General features: G+C 72.9%; 22 protein-coding genes. 14 read left to right on the forward strand and 8 right to left on the reverse strand.

Going from position 1 to position 24806, the window contains the following annotated elements:
• Window positions 1-48: 48 nt before the first annotated feature.
• Complete coding sequence (locus DT076_RS18295) at window positions 49-1149, reverse strand: Gfo/Idh/MocA family protein (protein WP_114128146.1); 1101 nt, start codon at window positions 1147-1149, stop codon at window positions 49-51.
• Between the two features lie 108 nt (window positions 1150-1257).
• Between DT076_RS18295 and DT076_RS18300 the strand changes: the two genes are divergently transcribed.
• On the forward strand, window positions 1258-1938 hold the full coding sequence (locus DT076_RS18300; protein WP_114128147.1) for an NADPH-dependent F420 reductase: 681 nt from the start codon (window positions 1258-1260) through the stop codon (window positions 1936-1938).
• A gap of 10 nt (window positions 1939-1948) precedes the next feature.
• Here DT076_RS18300 and DT076_RS18305 read toward each other — a convergent pair whose 3' ends face one another.
• The gene (locus DT076_RS18305) at window positions 1949-3214 is read right to left on the reverse strand and encodes an MFS transporter (protein WP_199539289.1); all 1266 of its coding nucleotides are present in this window, start codon (window positions 3212-3214) and stop codon (window positions 1949-1951) included.
• A gap of 49 nt (window positions 3215-3263) precedes the next feature.
• Here DT076_RS18305 and DT076_RS18310 point away from each other — a divergent pair, with 49 nt between their 5' ends.
• The 7 genes from DT076_RS18310 to DT076_RS18340 all read left to right on the forward strand — a co-directional run bounded on the left by DT076_RS18310 (window position 3264) and on the right by DT076_RS18340 (window position 13028).
• On the forward strand, window positions 3264-3851 hold the full coding sequence (locus DT076_RS18310; RefSeq protein WP_233494068.1) for an LURP-one-related/scramblase family protein: 588 nt from the start codon (window positions 3264-3266) through the stop codon (window positions 3849-3851).
• 334 nt (window positions 3852-4185) lie between these two features.
• The gene (gene ileS / locus DT076_RS18315; RefSeq protein WP_114128148.1) at window positions 4186-7368 is read left to right on the forward strand and encodes an isoleucine--tRNA ligase; all 3183 of its coding nucleotides are present in this window, start codon (window positions 4186-4188) and stop codon (window positions 7366-7368) included.
• A gap of 61 nt (window positions 7369-7429) precedes the next feature.
• Window positions 7430-8353: an AEC family transporter gene (locus DT076_RS18320; protein ID WP_114128149.1), complete on the forward strand. Its 924-nt coding sequence runs from the start codon at window positions 7430-7432 to the stop codon at window positions 8351-8353.
• 116 nt (window positions 8354-8469) lie between these two features.
• Complete coding sequence (gene hisD, locus DT076_RS18325; RefSeq protein WP_114128150.1) at window positions 8470-9789, forward strand: histidinol dehydrogenase; 1320 nt, start codon at window positions 8470-8472, stop codon at window positions 9787-9789.
• 69 nt (window positions 9790-9858) lie between these two features.
• Window positions 9859-11172 (forward strand): ABC transporter substrate-binding protein, encoded by a 1314-nt coding sequence (locus DT076_RS18330; RefSeq protein ID WP_158548199.1) that lies wholly within the window; start codon window positions 9859-9861, stop codon window positions 11170-11172.
• An 81-nt stretch (window positions 11173-11253) separates the two neighbouring features.
• The gene (locus DT076_RS18335) at window positions 11254-12123 is read left to right on the forward strand and encodes a carbohydrate ABC transporter permease (protein ID WP_114128152.1); all 870 of its coding nucleotides are present in this window, start codon (window positions 11254-11256) and stop codon (window positions 12121-12123) included.
• The gene (locus tag DT076_RS18340; protein ID WP_114128153.1) at window positions 12120-13028 is read left to right on the forward strand and encodes a carbohydrate ABC transporter permease; all 909 of its coding nucleotides are present in this window, start codon (window positions 12120-12122) and stop codon (window positions 13026-13028) included. The genes DT076_RS18335 and DT076_RS18340 overlap by 4 nt, the downstream gene beginning before the upstream one ends.
• Before the next feature lie 38 nt (window positions 13029-13066).
• Here DT076_RS18340 and DT076_RS18345 read toward each other — a convergent pair whose 3' ends face one another.
• The 3 genes from DT076_RS18345 to hisD (DT076_RS18355) are packed head-to-tail and all read right to left on the reverse strand — an operon-like array spanning window position 13067 to window position 15902.
• Window positions 13067-13819: an HpcH/HpaI aldolase family protein gene (locus DT076_RS18345; protein ID WP_114128154.1), complete on the reverse strand. Its 753-nt coding sequence runs from the start codon at window positions 13817-13819 to the stop codon at window positions 13067-13069.
• Window positions 13819-14574, reverse strand: a complete 756-nt coding sequence (locus tag DT076_RS18350; protein WP_114128155.1) for an SDR family NAD(P)-dependent oxidoreductase — start codon at window positions 14572-14574, stop codon at window positions 13819-13821. Before DT076_RS18350 ends, DT076_RS18345 begins: the two co-directional genes overlap by 1 nt.
• A complete protein-coding gene (hisD, locus tag DT076_RS18355; protein WP_233494069.1) occupies window positions 14571-15902 on the reverse strand; it encodes a histidinol dehydrogenase in 1332 nt (443 codons plus the stop codon). The genes DT076_RS18350 and hisD (DT076_RS18355) overlap by 4 nt, the downstream gene beginning before the upstream one ends.
• A 113-nt stretch (window positions 15903-16015) precedes the next feature.
• On the opposite strand from hisD (DT076_RS18355), the gene DT076_RS18360 reads away from it, so the two are divergent.
• The 5 genes from DT076_RS18360 to DT076_RS18380 all read left to right on the forward strand — a co-directional run bounded on the left by DT076_RS18360 (window position 16016) and on the right by DT076_RS18380 (window position 20961).
• The gene (locus DT076_RS18360; RefSeq protein ID WP_114128156.1) at window positions 16016-17017 is read left to right on the forward strand and encodes a LacI family DNA-binding transcriptional regulator; all 1002 of its coding nucleotides are present in this window, start codon (window positions 16016-16018) and stop codon (window positions 17015-17017) included.
• A 91-nt stretch (window positions 17018-17108) separates the two neighbouring features.
• Window positions 17109-18089 carry a nuclear transport factor 2 family protein gene (locus DT076_RS18365; RefSeq protein WP_114128157.1) on the forward strand — a complete coding sequence of 327 codons (981 nt, stop codon included), beginning with the start codon at window positions 17109-17111 and terminating at the stop codon, window positions 18087-18089.
• A 24-nt stretch (window positions 18090-18113) separates the two neighbouring features.
• Window positions 18114-19283 (forward strand): cupin domain-containing protein, encoded by a 1170-nt coding sequence (locus tag DT076_RS18370; protein WP_114128158.1) that lies wholly within the window; start codon window positions 18114-18116, stop codon window positions 19281-19283.
• Between the two features lie 5 nt (window positions 19284-19288).
• Window positions 19289-20182: a nitrilase-related carbon-nitrogen hydrolase gene (locus DT076_RS18375; protein WP_114128159.1), complete on the forward strand. Its 894-nt coding sequence runs from the start codon at window positions 19289-19291 to the stop codon at window positions 20180-20182.
• Window positions 20179-20961: an alpha/beta fold hydrolase gene (locus DT076_RS18380; RefSeq protein ID WP_114128160.1), complete on the forward strand. Its 783-nt coding sequence runs from the start codon at window positions 20179-20181 to the stop codon at window positions 20959-20961. The genes DT076_RS18375 and DT076_RS18380 overlap by 4 nt, the downstream gene beginning before the upstream one ends.
• On the opposite strand, the gene DT076_RS18385 is transcribed toward DT076_RS18380, so the two are convergent.
• From DT076_RS18385 to DT076_RS18395, 3 genes are read right to left on the reverse strand one after another with little or no spacing between them, the layout of a single operon-like run.
• Complete coding sequence (locus DT076_RS18385; protein ID WP_114128161.1) at window positions 20897-21889, reverse strand: Gfo/Idh/MocA family protein; 993 nt, start codon at window positions 21887-21889, stop codon at window positions 20897-20899. The genes DT076_RS18380 and DT076_RS18385 overlap by 65 nt on opposite strands.
• A gap of 9 nt (window positions 21890-21898) precedes the next feature.
• The gene (locus DT076_RS18390) at window positions 21899-22921 is read right to left on the reverse strand and encodes a helix-turn-helix transcriptional regulator (protein WP_114128162.1); all 1023 of its coding nucleotides are present in this window, start codon (window positions 22919-22921) and stop codon (window positions 21899-21901) included.
• Window positions 22922-22966: 45 nt separating this feature from the next.
• Complete coding sequence (locus DT076_RS18395) at window positions 22967-23422, reverse strand: DUF1707 SHOCT-like domain-containing protein (RefSeq protein WP_158548200.1); 456 nt, start codon at window positions 23420-23422, stop codon at window positions 22967-22969.
• A gap of 111 nt (window positions 23423-23533) precedes the next feature.
• Here DT076_RS18395 and DT076_RS18400 point away from each other — a divergent pair, with 111 nt between their 5' ends.
• The gene (locus DT076_RS18400) at window positions 23534-24805 is read left to right on the forward strand and encodes an aspartate kinase (protein ID WP_114128186.1); all 1272 of its coding nucleotides are present in this window, start codon (window positions 23534-23536) and stop codon (window positions 24803-24805) included.
• Window position 24806 lies beyond the last annotated feature (1 nt).

Here is a 24806-nt window from a genome sequence, read left to right on the forward strand (position 1 = left end):
AGTTTTTCACGCCGACCAAATCTGTCGCGCCGGGTGGGGTGCGGCGTCTCACCGGCCGCCGCGCAGCAGCGCCTCCCGCACCGACGTCCAGCCCTGCAGCACGGCGCGGACGTCCTCGCGGCGCTCCTCGCGCACCGCCTGCTCGCGGCTGCGGTCGAGGGCGTCGTCCAGCAGCACCCGCTGCCCGGTGCCGGCCGACTCCACGGCGGCCTCCACCATGGCCAGGCTGACCACGTTCTCATGCACCTCGCCGCTGGGGACCGCGCCGCGGCGCAGCGCGTCGCAGAAGATCGCCAGGGAGCCGGCGATGCCGTCGTGGTCGGGCACCTCGACGTCCTCGGCCGCGGTGTCGGGCGGGACCGGGTCGTCGTCACCGCTCCAGGTCGTGGTGCCGTGCTCGGTGCTCGCGTGCCAGGCGCCGTTCCACGACGTCTCCCGGCCAGGGGAGCACCAGGAGCCGTCGAAGACGAACCGGGAGCCACCGGCGAAGTCGAACACCGCGATCGCCGAGGCGTCACCGGCGTACCAGCTCCACGGCGGGTTCCAGGCCTCGCAGTAGACCGACACCGGTTCGTCGTCGAGCAGGTAGCGGGCCATGTCGAACTGGTGGATCGCCATGTCGACCAGCAGCGGGTGGGCCATCTGCTCGCGGAACCCGCCGAACCGCGGCGCCTTGAAGAAGTCGACCGACAGCGTGCCGACCGGCCCGAGCCGGCCCAGGTGGTGGCGGAAGCGGGCCAGCTGGGGGTTCCACCGCCGGGACTGGCTGACCATGAACAGCGTGCCGGTCACCTCGGCCGCCGCCACCAGCGACAGCGCCTCGGCCAGCGTCGCGGCCACCGGCTTCTCACCCAGCACCGGCAGCCCGGCGAAGAGGGCGTCGGTGGTGACCGGGTGGTGGGCCGCGGGCACGGTGACGTCCACCACCGCGCGGGCCCCGGTCGCGTCGGCGAGGGTGACGGTGTCGGTGCCCACCGGCAGGTCGGGGACGCCCAGCTCGGCCGCCGCCGCGCGGGCGGCGTCCAGGTCGAGGTCGACGATCCCGGTGAGCGTCACGTCGGGGGAGCCGGTCAGCACGCGCAGCCAGGCGCGGCCCATCGACCCGGCCCCGACGGCGACGACGGGGAGTGGTGCGGTGCTGTCGGCCATCGGTCCTCCGGCTCGGCTGCCGGGATCGTCCCGGACGTCGGTGTGGGCTGCCCCGACGGTAGGGCAGCCGGGCCGGAATGGGTGCCGCGCCCCTCCGGTTGTCCCGCCATGAGCACTCTCGGACTGATCGGCAGCGGACACATCGGCAGCACCGTCGCGAAGCTGGCGGTGGACGCCGGCCACGACGTCGTCCTCAGCAACAGCCGGGGACCGGAGACGCTGGCCGACGTCGTCGACGAGCTCGGCCCCCGCGCCCGGGCGGCGACGGCGGCGGAGGCCGCGGCGGCCGGTGACCTCGTCGTCGTCACCATCCCGCTGAAGAGCTACCGGCAGGTGCCGGTGGAGCCGCTGCGCGGCAAGGTCGTCATCGACACGAACAACTACTACCCCCAGCGCGACGGCCGGATCCCCGAGCTGGACGACGGCTCGACCACCAGCTCGGAGCTGCTGGCCGCGCACCTGCCGGAGTCGAAGGTCGTCAAGCTGTTCAACAACATCTTCGCCGACCACCTGGCCACCTCGGCCCGCCCGAGCGGCAGCCCGGAGCGCAGCACCCTGCCGCTGGCCGGTGACGACCCGGAGGCGAAGGCGGCGGTGATCGCGCTGCTGGACAGCCTGGGCTACGACGGCCTCGACGTCGGGCCGCTGGCCGAGGGCTGGCGCTACCAGCCCGGCACCCCGGCCTACGGCATCCCCTACGCCCGCGACCCGCAGGACTGGGCAGGAGGCGCCCAGCCGGTGGCGGCCGACACGCTCCGCGAGGCGCTGGACCGGGCGGAGCGCGGCTGACGCCTCCGGCTCAGCGGGCCGGGGCCGTGCGGGCGGTGAGGACGACGACGAGCAGCGCCACCAGCGCCACCGCGCCGAGCAGGTTGACCGAGGGGTAGCCGCCCACCGCCAGCACGGGCCCGGCGAGCGCGGCCAGCGCGGCCGCACCCAGGCTCATGGCGGAGTCGACGGTGCCCTGCAGCCGCACCCCGCCGGCCGCGGGGGCCTCGGCGGCCACCATCGCCGACCCGCCGACCAGGCAGGCCGACCAGCCCAGCCCGAGCAGGCAGAGCGCCACCGCCAGCCACCACGGGGCGGAGCTGGAGTGCGACTCGGGGGAGAAGGCGCCGCCGAGGAAGGCCAGCACGAACAGCCCCGCGCCCAGCAGCACCACCGGCAGCGGGCCGAAGCGGTCGCTCAGCCAGCCGAAGACGGGGCTGGCGGCGTACATGCCGAGGACGTGGATGCTGATCACCAGCCCGACCAGGGTCAGCGACATGCCCTGGTGGTTCATGTGCACCGGGGTCATCACCATCACCGAGACCATCATCGCGTGGCCGGTGACGACCGCCACCACACCGATCCGCAGCGAGGGACGGCGCAGCGCACCGACCAGCAGCCGCAGCGAGGACGCCCGGGCCGCGGTCCGCTCCGCACCGGTCACCGGCTCCGGGCGGCGGGCCGGCAGACCGACCGCCAGCACGAGGGTCGCGGCGAGGAAGACCACCACGGAGAACAGGAACGGCCCGGCCAGCCCCGGCAGGCCGAGGAGCACCCCGACCTCGCTCCCCGGCTGGGACAGGTTCGGCCCGATCACCGCGCCCACCGTGGTGGCCCAGATGACCACCGACATCGTCCGCGCCCGGCGCTCGGGCACCGCCAGCTCGGCGGCGGCGTAGCGGGCCTGCAGCCCGACCGCGGTGGCCGCCCCGAACAGCAGCATCCCCAGCACCATCAGCGGCAGCCAGCCCAGCACGGCCGCGCCCAGCACCGCGAGCGCTCCCGCGGTGGCCGCGCCCGCACCGACCGCCAGCCCGAGCCGGCGCCCGGAGCGGGCGGCCAGCTCGGCCAGCGGCACCGAGGCCAGCCCCGCCCCGACGATGGAGGCGGTCTGGGCGACCCCGGCCGCCGAGGCCGTCCCCGCCAGCTCCTCGGCCAGCACCCCGCCGACCGCCACCCCGGACGCCACCCCGATCCCCGTCAGCAGCTGGGTGACCACGAGCACCGCCACGCCGCGACGGGCACCCGGCACCCGGGTCGGGGCGGTGCGGGGGAGGGTGAGCTGCGGTTCGGTCACGGGCCTCATCATCGCGGGCCGCGAGCCCCGCTGTCGTTAGGATTCCGCCGTGACGACTCCTCCCGTGCCGCCTCCCGCGCTCGAGCGCTTCGCCCTCAAGCAGAAGCTGTCGATGCTGACCAACCGCTTCGAGGTGCGCGCCGGCGACGGCGACGGGCCGGTGCTGGCGATGGCGCAGCAGAAGCGGATGGCGATGCGGGAGCAGGTCACCTTCTTCGCCGACGAGCAGCAGCGGGTGCCGGTGTTCGGGTTCAAGGCCCGCGGGATCATGGACCTCGGCACCACCTACGACGTCACCGATGCCGCCGGCCAGCCGATCGGCTGGTTCCGCAAGGACTTCGGCGCCAGCCTGCTGCGCTCCACCTTCCACGTCGGCGTGCCGCACCAGGGGCTGGAGGGGTCGGGCCAGGAGCGCAGCCAGCTGGTGGCCGTGCTGCGCCGCTTCACCGACTTCGGCTGGCCCGTCCACTTCGACTTCGCCGCCGCCGGGGGCGTCCCGATCATGAGCATCGAGCGCCGCTGGAGCCTGCGCGACGCCTACCAGGTCGAGCTGCCCGCCGCCCCGAACGGCGCCCGGATGGACTGGCGGGTCGCGGCCTGCCTCGCCGTCGGCTGCGACGTCCTGCTGGAGCGCTGACCGCCCTGAGCACGTGTATGTCATCGCGGTGACCCCCGGCGTGGCGCGGCGTGTCGCGCCGTCGGCCGACCGCGGCCGACACGTTCCCAGGGTGCACGCGCAGCGACTATGCTGGCCGCACAGGCGTCCGAGCCGTCATCAGCGGCGAGCCTCCGGAAGAACAGGGCCTGCCGGCCCCCAGTAGAACCGGACGGGTAGGCCCGTCACAGCCGTCACGAGCGGTCGCCCCCTGCGCCGATGGAGCGGGGGCGGCAAGCGAGGTGGTACCGCGAGCACCGGCACGACGCCGGGCCCTCGTCCTCGCACCGAGGAACGACGCAGGAGTGCCACCGCCATGAGCGAGACCGCCGCGACCACCTCCGGCTACCGCCCGGTGCCGGCGCAGATCGACCTGCCCGCGATGGAGCACGAGGTCCTCGAGCGCTGGAAGAGCGAGCAGACCTTCCGCCGCACCCTCGACCAGACCCGCGGACGCCCGTCCTGGACCTTCTACGAGGGCCCGCCCACCGCCAACGGCACCCCCGGCACCCACCACATCGAGGCCCGGGTGTTCAAGGACGTCTTTCCCCGCTTCAAGACGATGCAGGGCTTCCACGTCGAGCGGAAGGGCGGCTGGGACTGCCACGGCCTGCCGGTCGAGCTCGCGGTGGAGAAGGAGCTCGGGCTCAACGGCAAGCCCGACATCGAGACCTACGGCATCGAGGCCTTCAACGCGCGCTGCCGCGAGGCCGTCATGCGCAACGTCGACCTCTTCACCCAGCTCACCGACCGGATGGGCTACTGGGTCGACACCGACCACCCCTACCGCACCATGGACGCCTCCTACGTGCAGTCGGTGTGGTGGGCGCTCAAGCAGATCTTCGAGAAGGGTCTGCTGGTCGAGGACTTCCGGGTCACCCCGTACTGCCCGCGCTGCGGGACCGGGTTGAGCGACCACGAGCTGGCCCAGGGCTACGAGACCGTCGTCGACCCGTCGGTCTACGTCCGGCTGCCGCTGACCTCGGGTCCGCTGGCCGGCGAGGCGGACCTGCTGATCTGGACGACCACGCCGTGGACGCTGCCCTCCAACGCCCTGGTCGCGGTCAAGGACGACGTCAGCTACGTCGTCGCCCGTCCCACCGGCGTCCCCCGCGAGCACGGCCACGACAAGCCCGTGGTGGTGGCCGAGACGCTGCTGCAGCACGCGCTCGGCGAGGGCTGGGAGGCCGACGGGGAGCACCGCTTCACCGGTGCGGAGATGGTGGGCTGGCGCTACACCCGTCCCTTCGACGTCGTGGAGTGGACCGGCGACGCGCACTTCGTCGTCACCGAGGACTACGTCACCACCGACGACGGCACCGGGCTGGTGCACCAGGCCACGGTGTTCGGCGCCGACGACTTCGACTCGGTGCGCCGCAACGGGGTCGAGCTGGTCAACCCGATCGACACCCGCGGCCGGTTCGTGGCCGAGACCGGGCTGGTCGGCGGGATGTACTTCCGTGAGGCCAACGAGACGCTGATCAACGACCTCGGCGCGCGCGGGCTGCTGTTCCGCCACCTCGACTACGAGCACTCCTACCCGCACTGCTGGCGCTGCCACAGCGCGCTGATGTACTACGCGCTGCCGTCCTGGTACATCCGCACCACCCAGGCCAAGGACGCCCTGCTGCGCGAGAACGAGCGCACCACCTGGCACCCGGAGTCGATCAAGTGGGGCCGCTACGGCGACTGGCTGCACAACAACATCGACTGGGCGCTCTCGCGCAGCCGCTACTGGGGCACGCCGCTGCCGATCTGGCGCAACGACGCCGACCCCAGCCAGCTGCGCGTCGTCGGCTCGCTGGCCGAGCTGTCCGAGCTGGCCGGGCGCGACCTGTCCGACCTCGACCCGCACCGGCCGTTCATCGACGACGTCACCTTCACCGTGGACGGCGTCGAGGGCACCTTCCGCCGGGTCCCGGAGGTCATCGACGCCTGGTTCGACTCCGGCTCGATGCCCTTCGCCCAGCACGGCTACCCGCACCTGCCCGGCTCGGTGGAGGCCTTCGAGCAGGCCTACCCCGCCGACTTCATCTGCGAGGCGATCGACCAGACCCGCGGCTGGTTCTACACCCTGATGGCGGTCGGCACGCTGGTCTTCGACCGGAACAGCTACAAGGACGTCGTCTGCCTGGGCCACATCCTGGCCGAGGACGGCCGCAAGATGAGCAAGCACCTGGGCAACATCCTCGAGCCGATCCCGCTGATGGACACCCACGGCGCGGACGCGGTGCGCTGGTTCATGGCCGCCGGCGGCTCGCCCTGGGCCGCCCGCCGGGTGGGTCACCAGACCATCGGCGAGACCGTCCGCAAGGTGCTGCTGACCTACTGGAACTCGGTCTCCTTCCAGGCGCTCTACGCCCGCGCCAACGACTGGACGCCGACCGGCGGGGCCCCCGCGGTGGCCGAGCGGCACGTGCTCGACCGCTGGCTGGTCTCCGAGACCCACACGCTGGTCACCCGGGTGACCGAGGCGCTGGAGGCCTACGACACCCAGCGGGCCGGCGCGCTGGTCAGCGAGTTCGTCGACGGGCTGTCCAACTGGTACGTCCGGCGTTCGCGCCGCCGCTTCTGGGAGGGCCAGCCCTCGGCGCTGTGGACGCTGCACGAGACCCTGCAGACGCTGACCTGCCTGATGGCGCCGCTGGCCCCGTTCATCACCGAGCGGGTCTGGTCGGACCTGTTCGTGGCCTCGGGCAGCGTCGAGGTGGACTCGGTGCACCGGGCGTCCTGGCCGGTGGCCGACCCGTCCCTGGTCGACACCGCCCTCGCGGAGTCGATGGCGCTCACCCGGCGGGTGGTCGAGCTGGGCCGGGCGGCCCGCTCGGAGGCGAAGGTGAAGATCCGCCAGCCGCTGTCGCGGGTGCTGGTCCCGAGCGCGGCCGACGCCCGGCTGAGCGACGAGCTGCGGGCGGAGGTGGCCGCCGAGCTCAACATCGAGCGGGTGGAGAGCTTCTCGCGAGCCGGCGACCTGGTCGACCACAGCGCCAAGGGCAACTTCCGTGCCCTGGGCAAGCGGTTCGGCAAGCAGACCCCGACGGTCGCCCAGGCCATCGCCGAGGCCGACGCGGACGCGCTCGCCGCGGTGCTGGCCGACGGCGGTACCGCGAAGGTCGAGGTGCCGGGGCTGGGCGAGGTCGAGGTGGGTCCGGAGGAGGTGCTGCTGACCGAGCGTCCCCGGGAGGGCTGGTCGGTGGTGAACGAGCACGGCGAGACCGTCGCCCTCGACCTGCACCTGACCCCGGAGCTGGTCCGGGCCGGGCTGGCCCGCGAGGTCGTCCGGCTGGTGCAGGAGGCCCGCAAGGACTCCGGTTTCGACGTCTCGGACCGGATCGTCCTGCACTGGTCGGCCGGTGGTGAGCTGGCCGAGGCGTTGCGCGAGCACGCCGCCCTGGTGGCGGGGGAGGTGCTGGCCACCGAGATGGCCGAGGCCGAACCCGCCGACGGCTGGCGGCGCGACGAGGAGCTGGGGCTGGCCTTCACGGTCCGCCGGGTGTGACCGGGGCGACCACCCCGGCGCCCCGGCCCTCGGGCCCGGTGGACGGGCGGGGGGCGGGCACGTGACCGGCGTGCTGGTCGGGTTCTCGATCATCGGCTTCGTGATCGCCGTCGGCTGGCTGCTGGGACGGCTGGGGATCGTCGAGCAGGAGTCGCGGTTCGTGCTCAACAAGGTGGCCTTCTTCGCCGCCGGGCCCGCGCTGCTGTTCACGGTGCTCTCCCAGGCCGACGTGTCGGTGCTGTTCTCGGAGTTCCTGCTGGTCACGCTGTGCGCCTTCGTCGTCGTGGCGCTGCTCTACGCCGTACTGGCGCGGGCACTGCTGACGAGGGACACCGGCCGGGTGCTGGTCGGGGCGTTCACCTCCGGCTACTCCAACGCCAACAACATCGGGCTCCCGGTGGCGGTCTACGTCATCGGGGACGCCCAGTTCGCGGGTCCGGTGCTGCTGCTGCAGCTGCTCGTGCTGTCCCCGCTGATGCTGGCCGCCCTGGACCTGGCGTCCGCCCAGCGCTTCAGCGTGCGCCGCGTGCTCACCCAGCCGTTCCGCAACCCGATCGTCGTGGCGGCCGCGGTCGGCGCGCTGGTGTCGGTGCTCGGGATCCGGGTGCCCGCCCCGGTGCTGGCACCGATGGAGATCCTCGGCGGGGCCGCGGTGCCGCTGATGCTGCTGGCGTTCGGCGTCTCCCTCGGCGGGGAGCGTCCGCTGCGGCCGGGCTCTGGTCGCCGCGAGATCGTGCTGGCGGTGGTGCTCAAGGTGGTGGTGATGCCGGTGGTGGCCTACCTGCTGGCCCGCTTCGTCTTCGCGCTGCCCGACGACCTCGTCTACGCCGTCGTCATCCTCGCGGCGCTGCCCAGCGCGCAGAACATGTACCAGTACGCCCTGCGCTACCGCACCGGTGAGGTGGTGGCCCGCGACGCCGTCCTCATCACCACCGTGCTCGCGCTGCCGGTGATGCTGCTCGTCGCCTGGCTGCTGCGCGGCTGAGACGCCGGCCTGAGGGCACCGGCCGGTCGACGGCGGCCCGGCCCGCACGTGACGTCTGCATGACGCCCGGGACTAAGTCTTGCCTTCCCCCCGCCCCCGGTCGTTAACGTATACGTATGCATCTCACCGAGAAGGACCTCGCCCGCGTCGACGGACGGGTCACCGTCCTGCGCGCGCCCGACCGTCCCGACGTCGCCGCCCAGTCCGATCCGGCGGTGCGGGAGACCGTCAGCGGCATGCTGCTCGACATCGAGGCGAACGGCCTGGCCGCCGTGCGCCGCTACGCCGAGCAGCTCGACGGCTGGACCGGTGGCGAGGACTTCACCGTCGAGGCCGACGAGATCGAGACCCGTACCGCGCACCTCCCCGACGACCTCAAGCGCGCCCTCGACACCGGCGCCGAGCGGACCCGGCGGTTCGCCGAGATGCAGCGCGCGCACCTCACCGACTTCGAGGACGAGGTCGTCCCCGGGGTGGTCTGCGGGCAGCGCTACATCCCGGTGGGCACCGTCGGCGCCTACCTGCCGGCAGGACGCTTCCCGCTGCTGGCCAGCGCCTTCATGACGATCGGCGTGGCCCGCGCGGCCGGCGTCGGCCAGGTCGTCTCCACCACGCCGCCGTCGCACCAGGGCACCGCCCACCCCGCCGTCCTGTACGCGGCCCGGGCCTCTGGTGCGGAGCGCGTCCACACCATCGGCGGCGTCCAGGCGCTGGCCGCGATGGCCTTCGGGCTGCTGGACGGCGACCCGGCCGACATGGTGGTCGGCGCCGGCAACGCCTACGTGGCGGAGGCCAAGCGGCAGCTCTTCGGCCGGGTGGGGATCGACGTCCTCGCCGGGCCGTCGGAGGTGGCGGTGATCGCCGACGGGCAGGCCTCGCCGGTCATGGTGGCCGCCGACCTGCTGGCCCAGGCCGAGCACGGACCCACCTCGCCGGCCTGCCTGGTGACCACCTCGCTCGAGCTCGGCCGGGCCGTCGAGCGTGAGATCGCCCGGCAGCTGGAGGGCCTGGCGACCCGCGACATCGCCGGTGCGGCGTGGCGTGACTGGGGCTCGATCTACGTGGTGGAGGACGACGAGGCGGCGGCCCAGGTGATGGACCTGCTGGCACCGGAGCACCTGGAGATCCTCACCGAGGACCCCGACTGGTACCTGCGCCGGCTCACCAGCTACGGCTCGCTGTTCCTCGGGCCCTGGTCGACGGTGGCCTACGCCGACAAGGGGATGTCGGGCACCAACCACGTGCTGCCGACCGGACGTGGTGCCCGCTACGCCGCCGGGCTGTCGGTCACCGGCTACCTCAAGCAGGTCACCTACCAGCGCGCCACCCGGGAGGCGACCCGGGCGCAGGCCGAGCCCGTGGTGACCATCGCCGACTTCGAGCAGATGCCGGGGCACCGCGACAGCGCCCAGCTCCGGCTCGACCTGATCAGCTGACCACCGCAGCGCATGCGTCTGCATGCGCATGAAGGACTGGCTCCGGCCACCCGATCGAGGGAGACGACGATGTTCGACCACTTCTGGACGAAGGCGGCTGCCGGCTGCCTCGTCGCGGTCAGCCTCCTGCTGACCGGCTGCGGCGCCGGGTCGCGCACCGCGGCCAACACCGCCACCGAGGTCGCCTGCGACTTCGCCAACCCGCCCGAGCCGGTCACGGTCAACGTGCTGGCCTACAACTCCTCGGCCGTCGACCCGTTCACCAACACGATGGTGGCCAGCTGCAGCCACGACAACGTGACCCTGGAGCACGACCCGATCGACTTCGCCGGCCAGGTGCAGAAGACGACCGCCACCCTGTCGGGTGAGAGCGGCACCTACGACATCATCGAGAGCTACTCCTTCGTCATCCCGCAGTACGGGTCGGAGGGCAAGCTCGAGCCGCTGGACCCCTATCTCGAGGAGTTCGGCGACAAGTACGGCCTCGACGCCATCAACCAGGAGATGCTCGACTCGCTGAGCTACGAGGGCACGGTGTACGGCCTGCCGATGCAGGCCCAGATGCTCGTGCTGGCCTACCGCAAGGACGTCTTCGACGAGCTGGGGCTGCAGCCGCCGACCACCTTCGCCGAGCTGCGCGAGGTCTCCCAGGCCATCCAGGACGCCGGAGAGATCCGGTATCCGCTGGCCCTGCCGTGGTTGTCCAGCTCCGACATCGGCACCGCCTACAAGGCGGCGCTGGGTTCGCAGGGCGTGGACTACGTCGACCCGGACACCCGGGAGCCGCTGTTCACCTCCGAGGAGTCGCGGACGGCCCTGGAGGAGATGAAGTCGCTGGTGCCCTACATGGACCCGCAGGTGACCACCTTCGACCAGCCCAAGGTGCAGCAGCAGCTGTTCAACGGCGACGCCGCGATGGGGATCATGTTCTCCGGCCGGATGGTGGACCTGACCAAGGAGACCAACACCGAGCACGCCGGCGACTTCGCCTTCGCCGCGCCGCCGGCGGTCCTGGAGGGCGGTCGTCAGTACGGGGCGCTCTCGGTCGACGGGTGGTCGATCCCGGTCAACACCGACGTCGACAAGCGCCTGCTCTTCGAGCTGATCGCGGCCTCGGTGAGCGAGGACGCCTCGCGGGCGTCGATCCCCGCGGCCTACCCGGCCCGGGAGGGTCTGGTGACCGAGGAGAACTCCCCGTACGCGGCGGCGGCGAACGAGGCGATCCAGAACGTGCCCGAGCCCGCCCCGTTCCCGTGGGTGGCGAAGATGAGCAGCGGCACCAGCGAGGTCGTCGCCCAGGTCGTCACCGGGGCCATCTCGGTGGAGGAGGGCCAGCGGCAGATGCAGGAGATCGGCGAGCAGGTGATGGCCGAGCAGGGCTGACGCCCCCGGCACCGCGCCAGACGGTGCGGCGGGACGACCTCCCGCCGCACCACCTCGACACCCCGGGAAGGGGGAGCACTCATGCGCAGACGGGAGTTCGTCGCCCTGACGCTGCCCAGCGTGCTGGTGATGTTCGGCTTCATGCTCGTCCCGCTCTACCGGACGGTGGAGTGGAGCTTCGAGCGGGTCAGCTACGGCCAGGCGGGCACCTTCGTCGGCCTGCAGAACTACCTGGCGGCCCTCACCGAGCCGCGGTTCGGCCGGGCGGTGGTGTTCACCGTCGGCCTGACGCTGGTGGTCACGGTGGTCACCGTCTGCCTCGGCTACCTCATCGCCACCCTGGTCAACGGCCTGGGCCGGATGCGTCCGGTGGTGCTGGGGATCATGCTGGTCTCCTACGTGATCCCGCACGTGGTCGGCGCCGTGTCGTTCTCGTGGCTGTTCGACTCCAACTTCGGCGGCGTGGCCAACTTCCTGCTCGGCCGGCTGACCGGCGGCGACGTGCTGTGGTTCACCGACCTGTGGCCCAACCGGCTGATCATCGCCCTCAACGTCATCTGGTCGATGCTGCCCTTCGTCATGCTGATGATCCTGGCCGGGCTGCAGGGGGTCTCGCGCGAGACGCTGGAGGCCGCCCAGATCGACGGGGCGGGCACCCTCGGGCGCCACTGGCACGTGATCATCCCGAGCATCCGCGGCGTGCTCGGCTTCGCGGTGCTGATCTCGACCATGGACGTCCTGCGCACCTTCGACAACCTGGTCCCGCTCGCGCCGCAGGCGGTGGGCCTGGGCAACGAGTCGATCATGCTCTACGTCTACAACGTCGCCTTCCGCGAGGGCGCAGAGGACCTCGGGCTGGGCAGCGCCATCAGCGTGCTGACCATCCTCCTCATCCTGCTCCTGCTCTACCCCTCCATCCGCTCGATCCTGAAGGAGGCGAAGGAGGCGTGAGCACCCTGACCGCCGCCGACTCCGGCACCGCCCGACCTCTCGACACCGCTGCGGAGGTGGTCGCCCGGCGGCTGCCCCGCGGACGCCCTCGGACCACCGCCGCCGTGCTCGGCGGCCTCTTCCTGGCCGCCACCTGCATCATCATGTTCGCCCCGTTCCTGTGGACGATCATGGCCTCGACGAAGACGACCCGGGAGGCCTTCGCCAACCCTCCGGTGTTCCTCTACGAGCCGACCGTGACGGCCTTCGTCGACCTGTGGCAGACCACCGACTTCTACCTCTACCTGATCAACACCCTGGTGGTGGCGGTGATCACCACCGTGGTGGCCCTGCTGGTGGGGTTGCCGTGCGCCTACGCGCTGTCGCGGTTCCCCGGCTACGTCTCGGCGGGGCTGCTCATCCTGGCGCTGGTCTTCCGGGCGCTGCCGCGGTTCGCGGTCGTGCTGCCGATGTACGACATCTCCCGGGCGCTCGGGGTCTACGACACCACCTACGCGCTGGCGGCGGCGCTGATCGCCATCAACCAGCCCTTCACCATCTGGCTGCTGCGCAACTTCTTCGCCGAGATCCCGCGCGAGCTGGACGAGGCCGCCATGGTCGACGGCTGCAGCCGGCTGCAGATGCTGCGCAAGGTGATGATCCCGCTGATGGGCCCGGGCATCCTCACCGCGGGGATCTTCACCTTCCTCTTCGGCTTCCAGGAGTACCTGACCGCCGCCATCCTCACCGACACCACCTCGAAGACGGTGCCGGTCTTCATCGCCACCCAGCTGGGCCAGACGCTGCCGATGCTGCAGCAGGCGGCGGCGGCCACCGTGCTGCTGACGATCCCGGTGATCGGCATCGCCTTCGTGGCGCAGAAGTACCTGGTGGCCGGGCTCAACTCCGGCGCCGTCAAGGGCTGACGCCGTCCGCCCCGCCCGGTGCGCCGGTGCGGGGCGGGTCAGCGCGGACGGGCCTCGACCAGCTGGGCGAGGTGGCGCATGAGCACGTCGGCGGTGTTGTAGACCACCAGGGCGGCGCCCGCGCTGAAGGAGGCCCGGGCCTGCTCGGGGGTGCTGACGATGTCCATCCGCAGGGTGCCCCGCTCGGCGACCGCGCGGTGCACGGCGTCGACGCACTCCGGCAGCGGCGGGTCGGTCTCGGTGCGGGCGGCGGCCAGGTCGGCGGCGCCGACCATCAGGCCGTCCAGCCCGGGCACCCGGACGATCTCGTGGACCGCCCGCACGCCGGCGGGTGACTCGACCATGCCGATGACGAGCGTCTCGTCGGCGCGCTCGCGGTGCTCCTTCGCCGGCACCCGGCCGAAGTCGCCGGCGCGGGTGTAGGTGGCGAACCCCCGGTGCCCCAGCGGTGGGTAGCGGGCCGAGTCGACCAGCCGGGCGGCGGTCTGCGGGTCGTCCACGTGCGGGGCCACCACTCCGGCCACCCCCTGGTCGAGCGCCCGCAGCACCAGGGCCGGTTCGTCGCTTCCGGTGCGGAGGAGCACGTCCAGACCGTGCAGCTGGGCCACGGTGACGTGGCGGCGCAGCTCGACCACGTCGGCCGGACCGTGCTCGCAGTCGATGAGCACGAAGTCGAAGCCGCTGACCGCGGCCATCTCGAGCAGGTCCTCCGAGGGCAGCCGGAGCAGCACGCCGAGCAGACGCTCGCCGGCTTCCAGGCGCCGTCGCATCCCGGGGGCCGGGACGCCCATCAGGCCACCATCCCGGCCGACAGGTCGACGTCGGCGCCGCACAGCCCGGGCATCTGCAGCATCGCCAGCACGGCCCGTCCGACCTCCTCCTCGGTCACCATCCGGCCGAGCGCGGCCCGGGAGACGAAGGCCTCGCGCGCCTCGGCCACGGTGGTGCCGGAGCGCTCGGCCTCGAGGCGGAAGTTGCGCTCCATCCGCGGGCCCTCGACGGGGCCGGGGGACAGGCTGTTGACGTTCACGCCGGCGGGCCCGACCTCGAAGGCCAGCGTGGTGGTCAGCCCGAGCACGGCCATCTTCGAGGCGCAGTACGGCGTCCGCCCGGCGAGCGGGCGCTTGCCCGAGACCGAGGCGACGTTGACGACGTCGCCTCGTCCGGCACGCACCATCGCGGGCAGGAAAGCCCGGCACACCAGGAACACCCCGCGGACGTTGACGTCGAAGACCTCGTCCCAGTCCTCGACCGCGATCTCGGTCAGCGGGGCGACCGGGCCGGCGATCCCGGCGTTGTTGACCAGCACCGAGACGTCCTCCCCGGTGAGCTCGTCGGCCAGCGCGGCCACCTGCCCGGGGTCGCTGACGTCGGCGACGGCGCAGCGCACCCGTTCGCCCAGCCGCCCGGCCACCGCCTCCAGCGTGCTGCGGCGCCGACCCACCAGCACCACCCGGGCGCCGTCGCCGTGCAGGGCGGTCGCGATGGCGGCGCCGAGCCCGTTGCCGCCGCCGGTGACCAGGGCCGTCCGGCCGGTCAGGCTCACGCCCGGTCCCCGGCGGTCACGGCGTGGGCGGCCTCGATCCAGTCGAAGGTCTGCCCGGTGTGCTTCCAGACCCGGACGTCGCCGGAGCGGGCGTGGCCCTCGAACCGCTCGACCCGGGCGGCCCGGCCGCAGACCTCGCCGAGCATGCTGCTCGTCTGCTCCGAGCGGACCTCCTGGTAGGTCACCGTCTTGAGGTACTTCCCGACCCAGAGGCCGCCGGTGTAGCGGGCCGAGCCCAAGGTGGGCAGGACGTGGTTGGTGCCGATGACCTTGTCCCCGTAGGAGACGCAGGTGCCCTCGCCGAGGAACAGCGCACCGTAGCTGCGCATCTGCTCCAGCGCCCGGCGCGGCTCGCGGGTCAGCACCTGCACGTGCTCGAAGGCCAGCGAGTCACCCAGGGCGAACGCCTCGTCCAGGTCGTCCACGACGACCACCTGGCCGAAGTCGCGCCAGGCCGGCTCGGCGTAGTCGCGGGTGGGCATCGCCGGCAGCAGGGCCTCGATGTGGCGCAGCGTCTCCTCGGCGACGCGGGCGCTCGGCGTGATGAGCACCGCGGGGGACTCGGGCCCGTGCTCGGCCTGGGAGAGCAGGTCGACCGCGCACACGAACGGGTCGGCCTCCTCGTCGGCGATCACGAGGATCTCGGTGGGCCCGGCGAACAGGTCGATCCCGACCTCGCCGTACAGCTGACGCTTGGCCTCGGCGACGTAGGCGTTGCCCGGGCCGGCGATGGTGGCGACGGGGGAGATCGTCTCGGTGCCGACGGCCATCGCGGCCACCGCCTGGACGCCGCCGAGCAGGTAGATCTCGTCGGCGCCGGCCATCGCCATCGCGGCGACGGTGGCCGCGGGCACCTCGCCCTGGATCGGCGGGGTGCAGGCCACCACCCGCGGCACGCCGGCCGCCTTGGCGGTGAGGATGGTCATGTGCGCCGAGGCGGTCAGCGGGTACTTCCCGCCGGGGATGTAGGCGCCCACGGAGTCGACCGGCACGTGCCGGTGACCGAGGAACACCCCGGGCAGCGTCTCCACCTCGAGGTCGTGCAGGGTCGCCCGCTGGGCCTCGGCGAAGCCGCGCACCTGGTCCTGCACGAAGCGGATGTCGGCCACGACCTGCTCGGGCAGCCCGGCGACGATCTCGCGCACCTGCTCCTCGTCGAGGCGAAACGCGGCGGGGCTCCACCGGTCGAAGGTCTCGGAGTACTGCCGCACCGCGGCGTCGCCGCGCTCGCGCACGTCGGCGATGATCTCGGCGACCCGCTGGCTGACCCCGGCCTGCGTGGTGTCGGCGAACGACTTGCTGCGACCCTGCTTCAGGTAGTGCGGCACGGGGGGCTCCTCCATCGACGGTGACATACGTATGCTTAGCCAGTGAATCCGACGACCTCCGTGGCCGTCAAGGGCGGGTGTGCGGCATGATGCGGGCGGTCAGGAGGTAGCCGATGGTCACCAGCCACGACGTCGCGCGGCTGGCTGGGGTCTCCCAGCCGACCGTGTCGCGGGCGTTGCGGGACAGCCCCAACGTCTCGGCGGAGACCAAGGAGCGCGTCCGTCGGGCGGCGCGCAGCCTGGGCTACGTCGTCAGCGAGTCCGGGCGCGCGCTGGCCAGCGGCCGGACCCGCCGGGTGGGGCTGCTGGTCACCGACCTGGAGAACCAGTTCTACCCCTACGTCATCGCCGCGATGCACCGCCAGCTCGAGGCCCTTGACCACCAGCTGATCCTGCACACCGAGGACCGCGACGGCGAGGACGTGACCGAGCGGCTGTTCTCCCACGGGCTCGACGGCGTCCTGCTGGCGACCACGACCAGCGACTCCGCGCTGCCGGTGCGGCTGCGCGACCGTGGCGTGCCGTTCGTCTACTTCAACCGGACGTCGGCGGTCGAGGCGGACTCGGCCACGGTCGATGCCGCCGCCGGTCTGGGAGAGGTGGCCGAGGCGCTGGCCCACCGCGGGCACCGGCGGGTGGCTGCGATCTTCGGGCCGCGCAACACCAGCACCGGTGAGGAGCGCGAGGAGGCGTTGCGCGAGGCGCTGGAGCACCACGGCATCGGGCTGCCGCGGGCGCTCACCCACCGCGGCCCCTTCGACGTCGAGACCGGCCACGCCGGGATGCGGCGCTTCCTCGCGCTGCCGCAGTGTCCGACCGCGGTCGTCTGCAGCAACGACGTGGTCGCCATCGGAGCGGTCAACGCCGCCCACGAGGCCGGTCTGGCCATCCCGGAGCAGGTGTCGGTGGTGGGCTTCGACGACCTGCCGCCGGCCCGGTGGCCGGTCTTCGCCCTGACCACCGTCGCCTACGACCTGACCGCCATGGCGCAGGCCGCGGCCCGGCTGCTGATCGAGCGGATCGAGGCGGGGGACCGGGCCGGCTCCTACCGCCACGAGGTGTTCCCGACCCGGCTGGTGCACCGCCGGACGCTGGCGGCCGCGCCCGCGCGCTGAGCCGCATCGGGGTCGGTCACCCTTGCGGCCTGCTTCTGCATACGCATACAGTCGGTCTGGCGCCACGTCATCCGACCCGAGGAGCAGCCCGATGGCCCTTGACCCCGTCGCGTACCAGCCCTACGCCGACCCCGACGACTTCATCCGCGAGGTGACCGACCTCATCTGGGTGGACCGGGCCATCGGCTACATCCGGGAGAACTACGAGCCGGACTCCATCGTCCACGGCGTGCTGGGCACCTCGGTCGGCCGTGACGAGGTCATCCAGGGCAGCCTGATGCGGATCGCCGACACCCCGGACCGGATCGGGCAGGCCGAGGACGTGGTCTGGGAGCAGCGCGGGGACGACGCCTTCCTCAGCTCCCACCTGGTGCTGAGCATCGACCCGCACACCGGGTTCCGCAGCCGCACCATCGCCAACTGCCTCTACCGCCGCGGCCGGATGGTCGAGGAGTGGGTGACCCGCGACGGTCTGGCCATCGCCCTGCAGACCGGTCAGGACCCCGACGAGATCGCCGCGCAGCGGAAGTTCGCCGGCTACACCGGCTCGATGACCCGGCCGCCCAAGCCCGACATCACCCGTGACGGCGACAGCGGCCCCCGGCCCGACGACTTCCGGCCCGAGGTCGAGATGGTGCTGGAGTTCCTCGAGAACGTGTGGAACCAGCGCGAGCTGGAGAAGGTCGGCCGCTACTGGATCCGCGACCTCGTGCTCAACGACGTCGCCGACCGCACGGTGATCCGGCCCGAGGGCTACCGGCGCTCCCTGCTCACCCTGCTGCGCGCCTTCCCGGGCGCCCGCTTCGAGTGGCGCGACGTGCAGACCCACCACGCCGAGCGCTACGCCGGTCTGCGGATCGCCGTCACCTGGCGGATGCTCGGCGTCTACGACGGCATGGCCGACTACGGACCGCTCACCGGGTCGCCGGTGGAGGTGCTGGGGATCTCGCAGTTCCTCGTCCAGGACGGCCGCCTCGTCAAGGAGACCCGGGTCTACGACGACCTGGCCATCCGCACCCAGATCATCGGCGCCCGCGGCGACACCGCCTACGAGCCCACCAACATCTACTGACCCCCACACCTCGAGGAGCACCTCATGACCGACCTCGTCGACCGCCCCACGACCACGCTGTCGCGCGCGGAGGTGGAGCGGCGCACCATCCGCCGCAGCGACTGGGTGCCCTGCCAGGCCGCCTTCATCGACTGCCGCACCCCCGGCTCGGACCGCAAGTCCAACTTCCAGTTCATCGGCCCCGGGGTCTCCCAGAGCTCCACCCAGTTCGTCAACCTGACCGACCCGCACGGGTTCAACCTCGGCGCCGCCGGGATGCCGAACGGGGTCAGCAACAGCCTGCACCTGCACTTCACCGCCGAGGTCTTCATCAACCTCGGCGGGGAGTTCCTCATCCGCTGGGGCGTGGACGGCACCGAGGGTGAGTACCTCTGCACCGACGGCGACATCATCTCGGTGCCCACCTGGGCCTTCCGCGGGTTCACCAACGTGGGCCCCGACGACGGCATCCTGCTGACGATCCTGGGCCACGACGTGACCGGCGGCATCATCTGGGGTCCGGCCGTGCTGCGGGACGCGGAGTCCCACGGACTGCACCTCACCGCCGACAACCGCCTCATCGACACCGTGGCCGGCGACGTGGTGCCCGACGACGTCGCCCTGATCAAGCCGATGCCGCAGGAGCAGATCGACGCCCTGCGCCACTGGTCGGTGGAGGAGATGCGGGCCCGGGTGATGACCCCGGGCGACCGCCGCCCCGTCGAGCACGGTCTGCTCTGCGGCACCCTGCCCGGGGGCGGCGCCCGGATCACCCCGGTGATCGGCTACGGCATGGTCGAGGACCGGCGCGCGCAGCCGCTGCTGCACGAGCCGCACACCTTCAACGTCGCCTGGCTGACCGCGACGCCCGGGGAGGGCGTGCTGAGCCACCGCCACGAGCGCACCCAGGTGCTGGTCGCCAAGTCCGGGCGCTGGCAGGTGCACCTGGAGGACCAGACCGTCGAGCTCGACCCCGACGACATGCTCTCGGTGCCGCAGGGCAGCTGGCGCAGCTTCACCCTGCTGTCGGAGGCCGGCTCGCCCGCCGAGGCCGGCACCGGTGAGCTGCTGGTGATCAACGGCGGTGACGACCGGGTGCTGCTGGAGTGGGCGCCGGAGGTGGTCGAGGCCGCCGAGCGCTCGGGCTGGGTGCTGGACCCCAACGGCTACCTGGCGCCGGCCGCGGTGATACGCACCGCCACCGAGGACGACTGACCCCGGTGGTCGAGCCGCACAGCGAGGAGGAGGGGCCTGCGCCGCGGGACGTCCCGTCCTGGACGCTGGCGGTCTGCCAGGTGCCGGTCGACATCGACGACCCGGCCGGCACCGAGCAGGCGGCTGCCGCGGCACTGGAGGAGGCGTGCCGGCGCGGTGCGGCCCTGGTGGTGCTGCCGGAGCTGCTGCTGAGCGGCTACGTGTTCGCCGACCCGGCCGAGGCGAGGCGCCGGGCCGAGTCCGCCGAGGACGGCCCGACCTCCCGGCTGGTCCGGCGCGTCGCCGGGTCGCGGGCCCTCGTCGTGGCCGGCTTCTGCGAACGCACCTCCGACGGTGCGGTGGCCAACAGCGCCCTGCTGGTCCAGGACGGCCGGGTGCGGGCGGTGCACCGCAAGACGCACCTGTGGGGTGGTGTCGAGAAGGCGGTCTTCACGCCGGGCACCCGTCGTAGCCCGGTGGTCGACACGCCGGTGGGCCGCATCGGGATGGCCATCTGCTACGAGATCGAGTTCCCCGAGTGGGTCCGCGACCTCGCCCTGCGCGGCGCCGACCTCGTCGCCGCGCCCAGCAACTGGCCGTGCCAGACGCCGCTGCTCCCCGACGAGGTGACCGAGGTCGTCCAGGCCCGGGCCGCGGCCGCCAGCTCCGGCGTCTACCTCGCCGTCGCCGACCGGGTGGGCCCCGAGCGGGGCGTGGACTGGGTGGGCGGCAGCGTGGTGGCCGACCCGGCCGGGCGCCGGCTGACCGAGCCGGCGCTGGGGCGCGCGGGGGTGCTGCTGGCCGAGGTCGACGTGCGGCGCGCCCGCGACAAGCGCCGCGGGCACCACAACGACCTCTTCGCCGACCGGCGGACCGACCTCTACCCCGACCTGTCGGACGGGTCCGGGTCGTCGTGGTGAACCCCCTGCCCCTGCTGCGGCTGCCCGGGATGCTGCTGGACGAGCGGCTGTGGTCGCGGGTCGGCGCCGGTGCGGACGTCGTCGACCTGCCGCTCGTGGGGGCGTCGCTGGAGGACGCGGTCGGGGCGGTGCTGGCCGTCGCGCCGCCGCGGTTCGACCTGGCCGGGCTGTCGCTGGGCGCGGTGGTGGCGATGGCACTGGTGGCCCGCGCCCCCGGCAGGGTGCGCCGGCTGGTGCTGCTCAGCTGCAACGGCCGGGCGCCCACCTCCGCCCAGCACGCCGGCTGGGACGCCCTGGAGGAGCGGGCGCTGGCGGGCGGGTTCGAGCGGATCACCCCGGAGGTGCTCTGGCCGTCCCTGGTCGCCCCGTCCCGCCGGGACGACGCGGGGCTGGCCGCGCTGGCCGAGGCGATGGCGGTCGCGGTGGGGGTGCACTCCTTCCGTCACCAGCTGGGGATCCAGCGCAGCCGGGAGGACGTGCGTCCCGGGCTCGCCCGGTTCCCCGGGCCGGCGACGGTGGTGGCCGGGGAGCTGGACGCGCTCTGCTCGCTGCCGATGCACGAGGAGATCGCCGCCGCGCTGCCGTCGGCGGAGCTGGTCGTGGTGCCGGGCGCCGGCCACCTCGTCCCGCTGGAGGCGCCGGAGGCGGTCGCGCCGCTGCTCGCCGATGGGGCCGTCGGCCCGCGCGCGACCGAGCCGTCCCGGGCCGGACGGCTCAGATCTGGACGGAGTCGTCCTCGCGCACCTCGACGCCGAGCTGGTCGAGCGAGGCCTGCATGACGGCCTGGACGGCCAGGGTGTCGGCCAGCGGCATGGTGGGGCTCTCGGTCAGGCCGAGGGAGAGGCACTGCCCGACTTCGTCGATCTGGTGGCCGTAGCCCACCCCGCGCGGCGGCAGCGAGAAGCTCTGCGGCTCGCCGGCGTTCGGGCGCAGCACTAGGCTGCTGGGGTGGTGGAACCGGGGCTCGAGCTCGATGTGCCCGCCGGTGCCCATGATGATCGCCCGGCTGGGCGTCTGCGACTCCAGCGAGCAGCTCAGCGCGGCCGAGCGGCCGTCCTCGAAGCCGAGCAGGTAGCTGACGGTGGCGTCGACGCCGTTGGGATAGGTCGAGCCGGCGGCGTGCACCGTCGTCGGGATGCCGAGGAACTGCTGGGCCAGGTTGATGACGTAGACGCCGAGGTCGAGGGTGGCACCGCCGCCGAGGGCGGGGGAGAAGAGCCGGTCCGACGGGTCGAAGTCGCGCTGGGAGCCGAGGTCGGCCTGGACGGCGCGGACCTCGCCGATCGCGCCGTCGTCGATGAGCTCCTGGGCCTTCACCACGGCGGGGAGGAAGCGCGTCCACAGCGCCTCCATCACGAACACCTCGGCTGCGCGGGCGGCGTCGACGACCTCCTGGGCGCCGGCGAAGGTGGCGGTGAACGCCTTCTCCACCAGCAGCGGCTTGCCGGCCTCGATCGCGGCCAGGGCCAGCCGGTGGTGCTGGGGGTGCGGGGTGGCGACGTAGACGACGTCGACCTCGGGGTCGGCCAGCAAGGCGGCGTAGCTGCCGTGGGAGCGGGGGATCCCGCGCTCCTCGGCGAAGGCGCGGGCCCGGTCGGCGTCGCGGGAACCGACGGCCACCAGCTCGGCGTCGGTGGCGGAGGAGAAGTCGGCCGCGAAGCTGGCGGCCATCCGACCGGTGCTGGCGATGCCCCAACGTGTCGTCATGCCCCGACCCTAGCGATGCTGCCGCGCCGGCGTCCCTGCCACGGGCTCAGCCGCCGGTCCTCCGCCGTCGGCCGAGGGCTCCTCCGCGGCGCGCAGCATGCGTCCGGCCTGGCGGCGCAGCTCGTCGCGGAACCCGCCGGGGGAGAGGACGGTGTACTCGGCCTCCAGGCTGTTGAGCGCCAGCACCGCCCAGTGCGGCTCCTCCGACACCATGCTCACCCGGCAGCGCCCGGGCCCGACCGCCTCCACCTCGGCCCAGCGGCCGACCCAGGAGCGGGCGTGCTCGGCGTCGGTGGCCACCTCCGCGACCACCCGCTCTCCGCCGCGCAGGGCGCGGGTCGTGCTCTGGACGAAGTCGGCGGCGGTCTCGGCGGGCAGCGCCCGGGGCCGGAACGGCTCGCGCAGCACCGTGCAGCGCCCGATCCGGTCGACCCGGAAGGTCCGCCAGTCCTGACGGAGCAGGTCGTAGCCGACGAGGTACCAGCGCCGGCCCTGCGGCACCAGCCGCAGCGGCTCCACCTTGCGCCGGGTGGTCCGGCCGTCGGCGCCGGTGTGCTCCAGCTCCACCCGCACCTGGTCGCGGCAGGCCAGCGCCAGGGTGGCCAGGGTCTCTGCGGCGACGGCCGGTGAGCCGGTGAGAGCCCGGCTGTCGGTCATCTGCGACAGCGCCTCCGCGCGGCGGCGCAACGCCTTCGGCAGCACCTGCATCACCTTGGCCAGCGCCCGCACCGAGGCCTCCGACAGCCCGGCGGCCGGTCCCCAGGTGGCGTCGCGCAGTGCCACCACGATGGCGACGGTCTCGTCGGCGTCCACCACCAGCGGCGGCATCGCCGCCCCGTGCTCGAGCTGGTAGCCGCCCTCCAGACCCCGGGTGGAGCGCACCGGGTAGCCCAGCTCGCGCAACCGGTCGATGTCACGGCGCAGCGTCCGCTCACTCACCTCCAGCCGGGCGGCGAGCTCGGGCCCGGCCCAGAACCGGTGGTTCTGCAGCAGCGACAGCAGCCGCAGCGTCCGTGAGCTGGTGGTGGCCATGGGTCCAGGATGGCCCGGCCTCCGGCCAGATGGTGGCCGGAAGGCTCAGTCCTTCGCGTCCTCCTCCTTCTTCTCCTCGCCATCCTCGTTCAGACCGAAGACGCCGAGCAGCCAGGGCGTGACGAAGATCGGGATGAAGACGAACCACCAGAACGAGCCCCAGCCGAGCACCGACGCGCCGATGATGGCGGCCGGCCAGGACAGTCCGGCCAGCAGCCTCCCGGTGACGACGGCGTGGCGGGACGGGCCGCGCCGCACCGGCGCCACCCCGCGGCGCACCAGCTCGGTCGAGGTGTGCCGGGAGTCGATCCGCGGCGCGGGCAGGTCGGTGAAGAGCGGGACGAGGTCGGTCTCGACCCGGGCGCCGAGCGCCCGGGTCATCCGCTCGTCGAACTCGTGCTGGTCCAGCCGACCGGCGGCCATGTGCTCCTGGAGGTAGCGCACCGCCAGGTCGCGCTCCTGGTCACCGATCCGCGGTGCCGGCCGTTCGGGCTGATCCACCCCGCCATTGTGCCGTCCGGTCGGGGTCGGGCGCCCAGCGGCGCCGCGGGCGTCCATCCACCTGGTGGGTGGACCGCTGCCGGGCCCCCGGCGCGTGGCACAGTGTCGGGCGTGACACGGGTCGTGCAGAAGTTCGGCGGGTCCTCGGTGGCCGACGCCGAGAGCATCAAGCGGGTCGCGCGACGGGTCCTGCGCACCAAGCAGGAGGGCCACGACGTCGTCGTGGTGATCTCGGCGATGGGTGACACCACCGACGAGCTGATGGACCTGGCCCTGCAGGTCTCGCCGCAGCCCGCACCGCGCGAGCTCGACATGCTGCTGACCAGCGGCGAGCGGATGAGCGCGGCCCTGCTGGCGATGGCGATCGCCGACCTGGGCGCCACCGCCCGCTCCTTCACCGGCTCCCAGGCCGGGGTGATCACCACCGGCACCCACGGCAACGCCCGGATCATCGACATCACCCCCGGGCGCATCCAGTCCGCACTGGACGAGGGCGACATCGTCATCGTGGCCGGGTTCCAGGGCGTCTCCCAGGACACCAAGGACATCACCACCCTCGGCCGGGGCGCCTCCGACACCACCGCGGTCGCCCTGGCCGCCGCGCTGCGGGCCGACTTCTGCGAGATCTACACCGACGTCGACGGGGTCTACACCGCCGATCCGCGGATCGTCCCGAGCGCCCGGCAGATCCCCGAGATCGCGTACGAGGAGATGCTGGAGATGGCGGCCTGCGGGGCCAAGATCCTGCACCTGCGCTGCGTGGAGTACGCCCGTCGCGAGGACGTCCCGGTGCACGTCCGCTCGTCCTTCTCCGACAAGCCCGGCACCTGGGTCAAGGACCTCGCCGACCTGAAAGGACCACTGATGGAACAGGCACTGATCTCCGGCGTCGCCCACGACCGCGGCGAGGCCAAGATCACCGTGGTCGGCGTCCCGGACAAGATCGGGGAGGCGGCGGCGATCTTCCAGACCGTCGCCGACAACGAGATCAACGTCGACATGATCGTGCAGAACGTCTCGCACGTGGACACCTCGCGCACCGACATCTCCTTCACCCTGCCCAAGACCGACGGCCGCAAGGCGATCCAGGCGCTGGAGGCGATCAAGGACCGGGTCGGCTTCCAGGACCTGCTCTACAACGACCAGATCGGCAAGGTCTCGGTGGTCGGGGTCGGGATGCGCTCCCACCCGGGGGTGACGGCGAGGTTCTTCAGCGCACTCGCCGAGGCCGACGTCAACCTGGAGATGATCTCCACCTCCGAGATCCGCATCTCGGTGGTGGTGGACGCCGACCGGGTGGACGCCGCCGTCGCCGCCGCGCACACCGCCTTCGGTCTCGACGCCGAGTCCGAGGCGGTCGTCTACGCCGGCACCGGACGCTGAG

This window comes from Desertihabitans brevis (assembly GCF_003327535.1).
In the GTDB taxonomy this organism is placed as follows: domain Bacteria; phylum Actinomycetota; class Actinomycetes; order Propionibacteriales; family Propionibacteriaceae; genus Desertihabitans; species Desertihabitans brevis.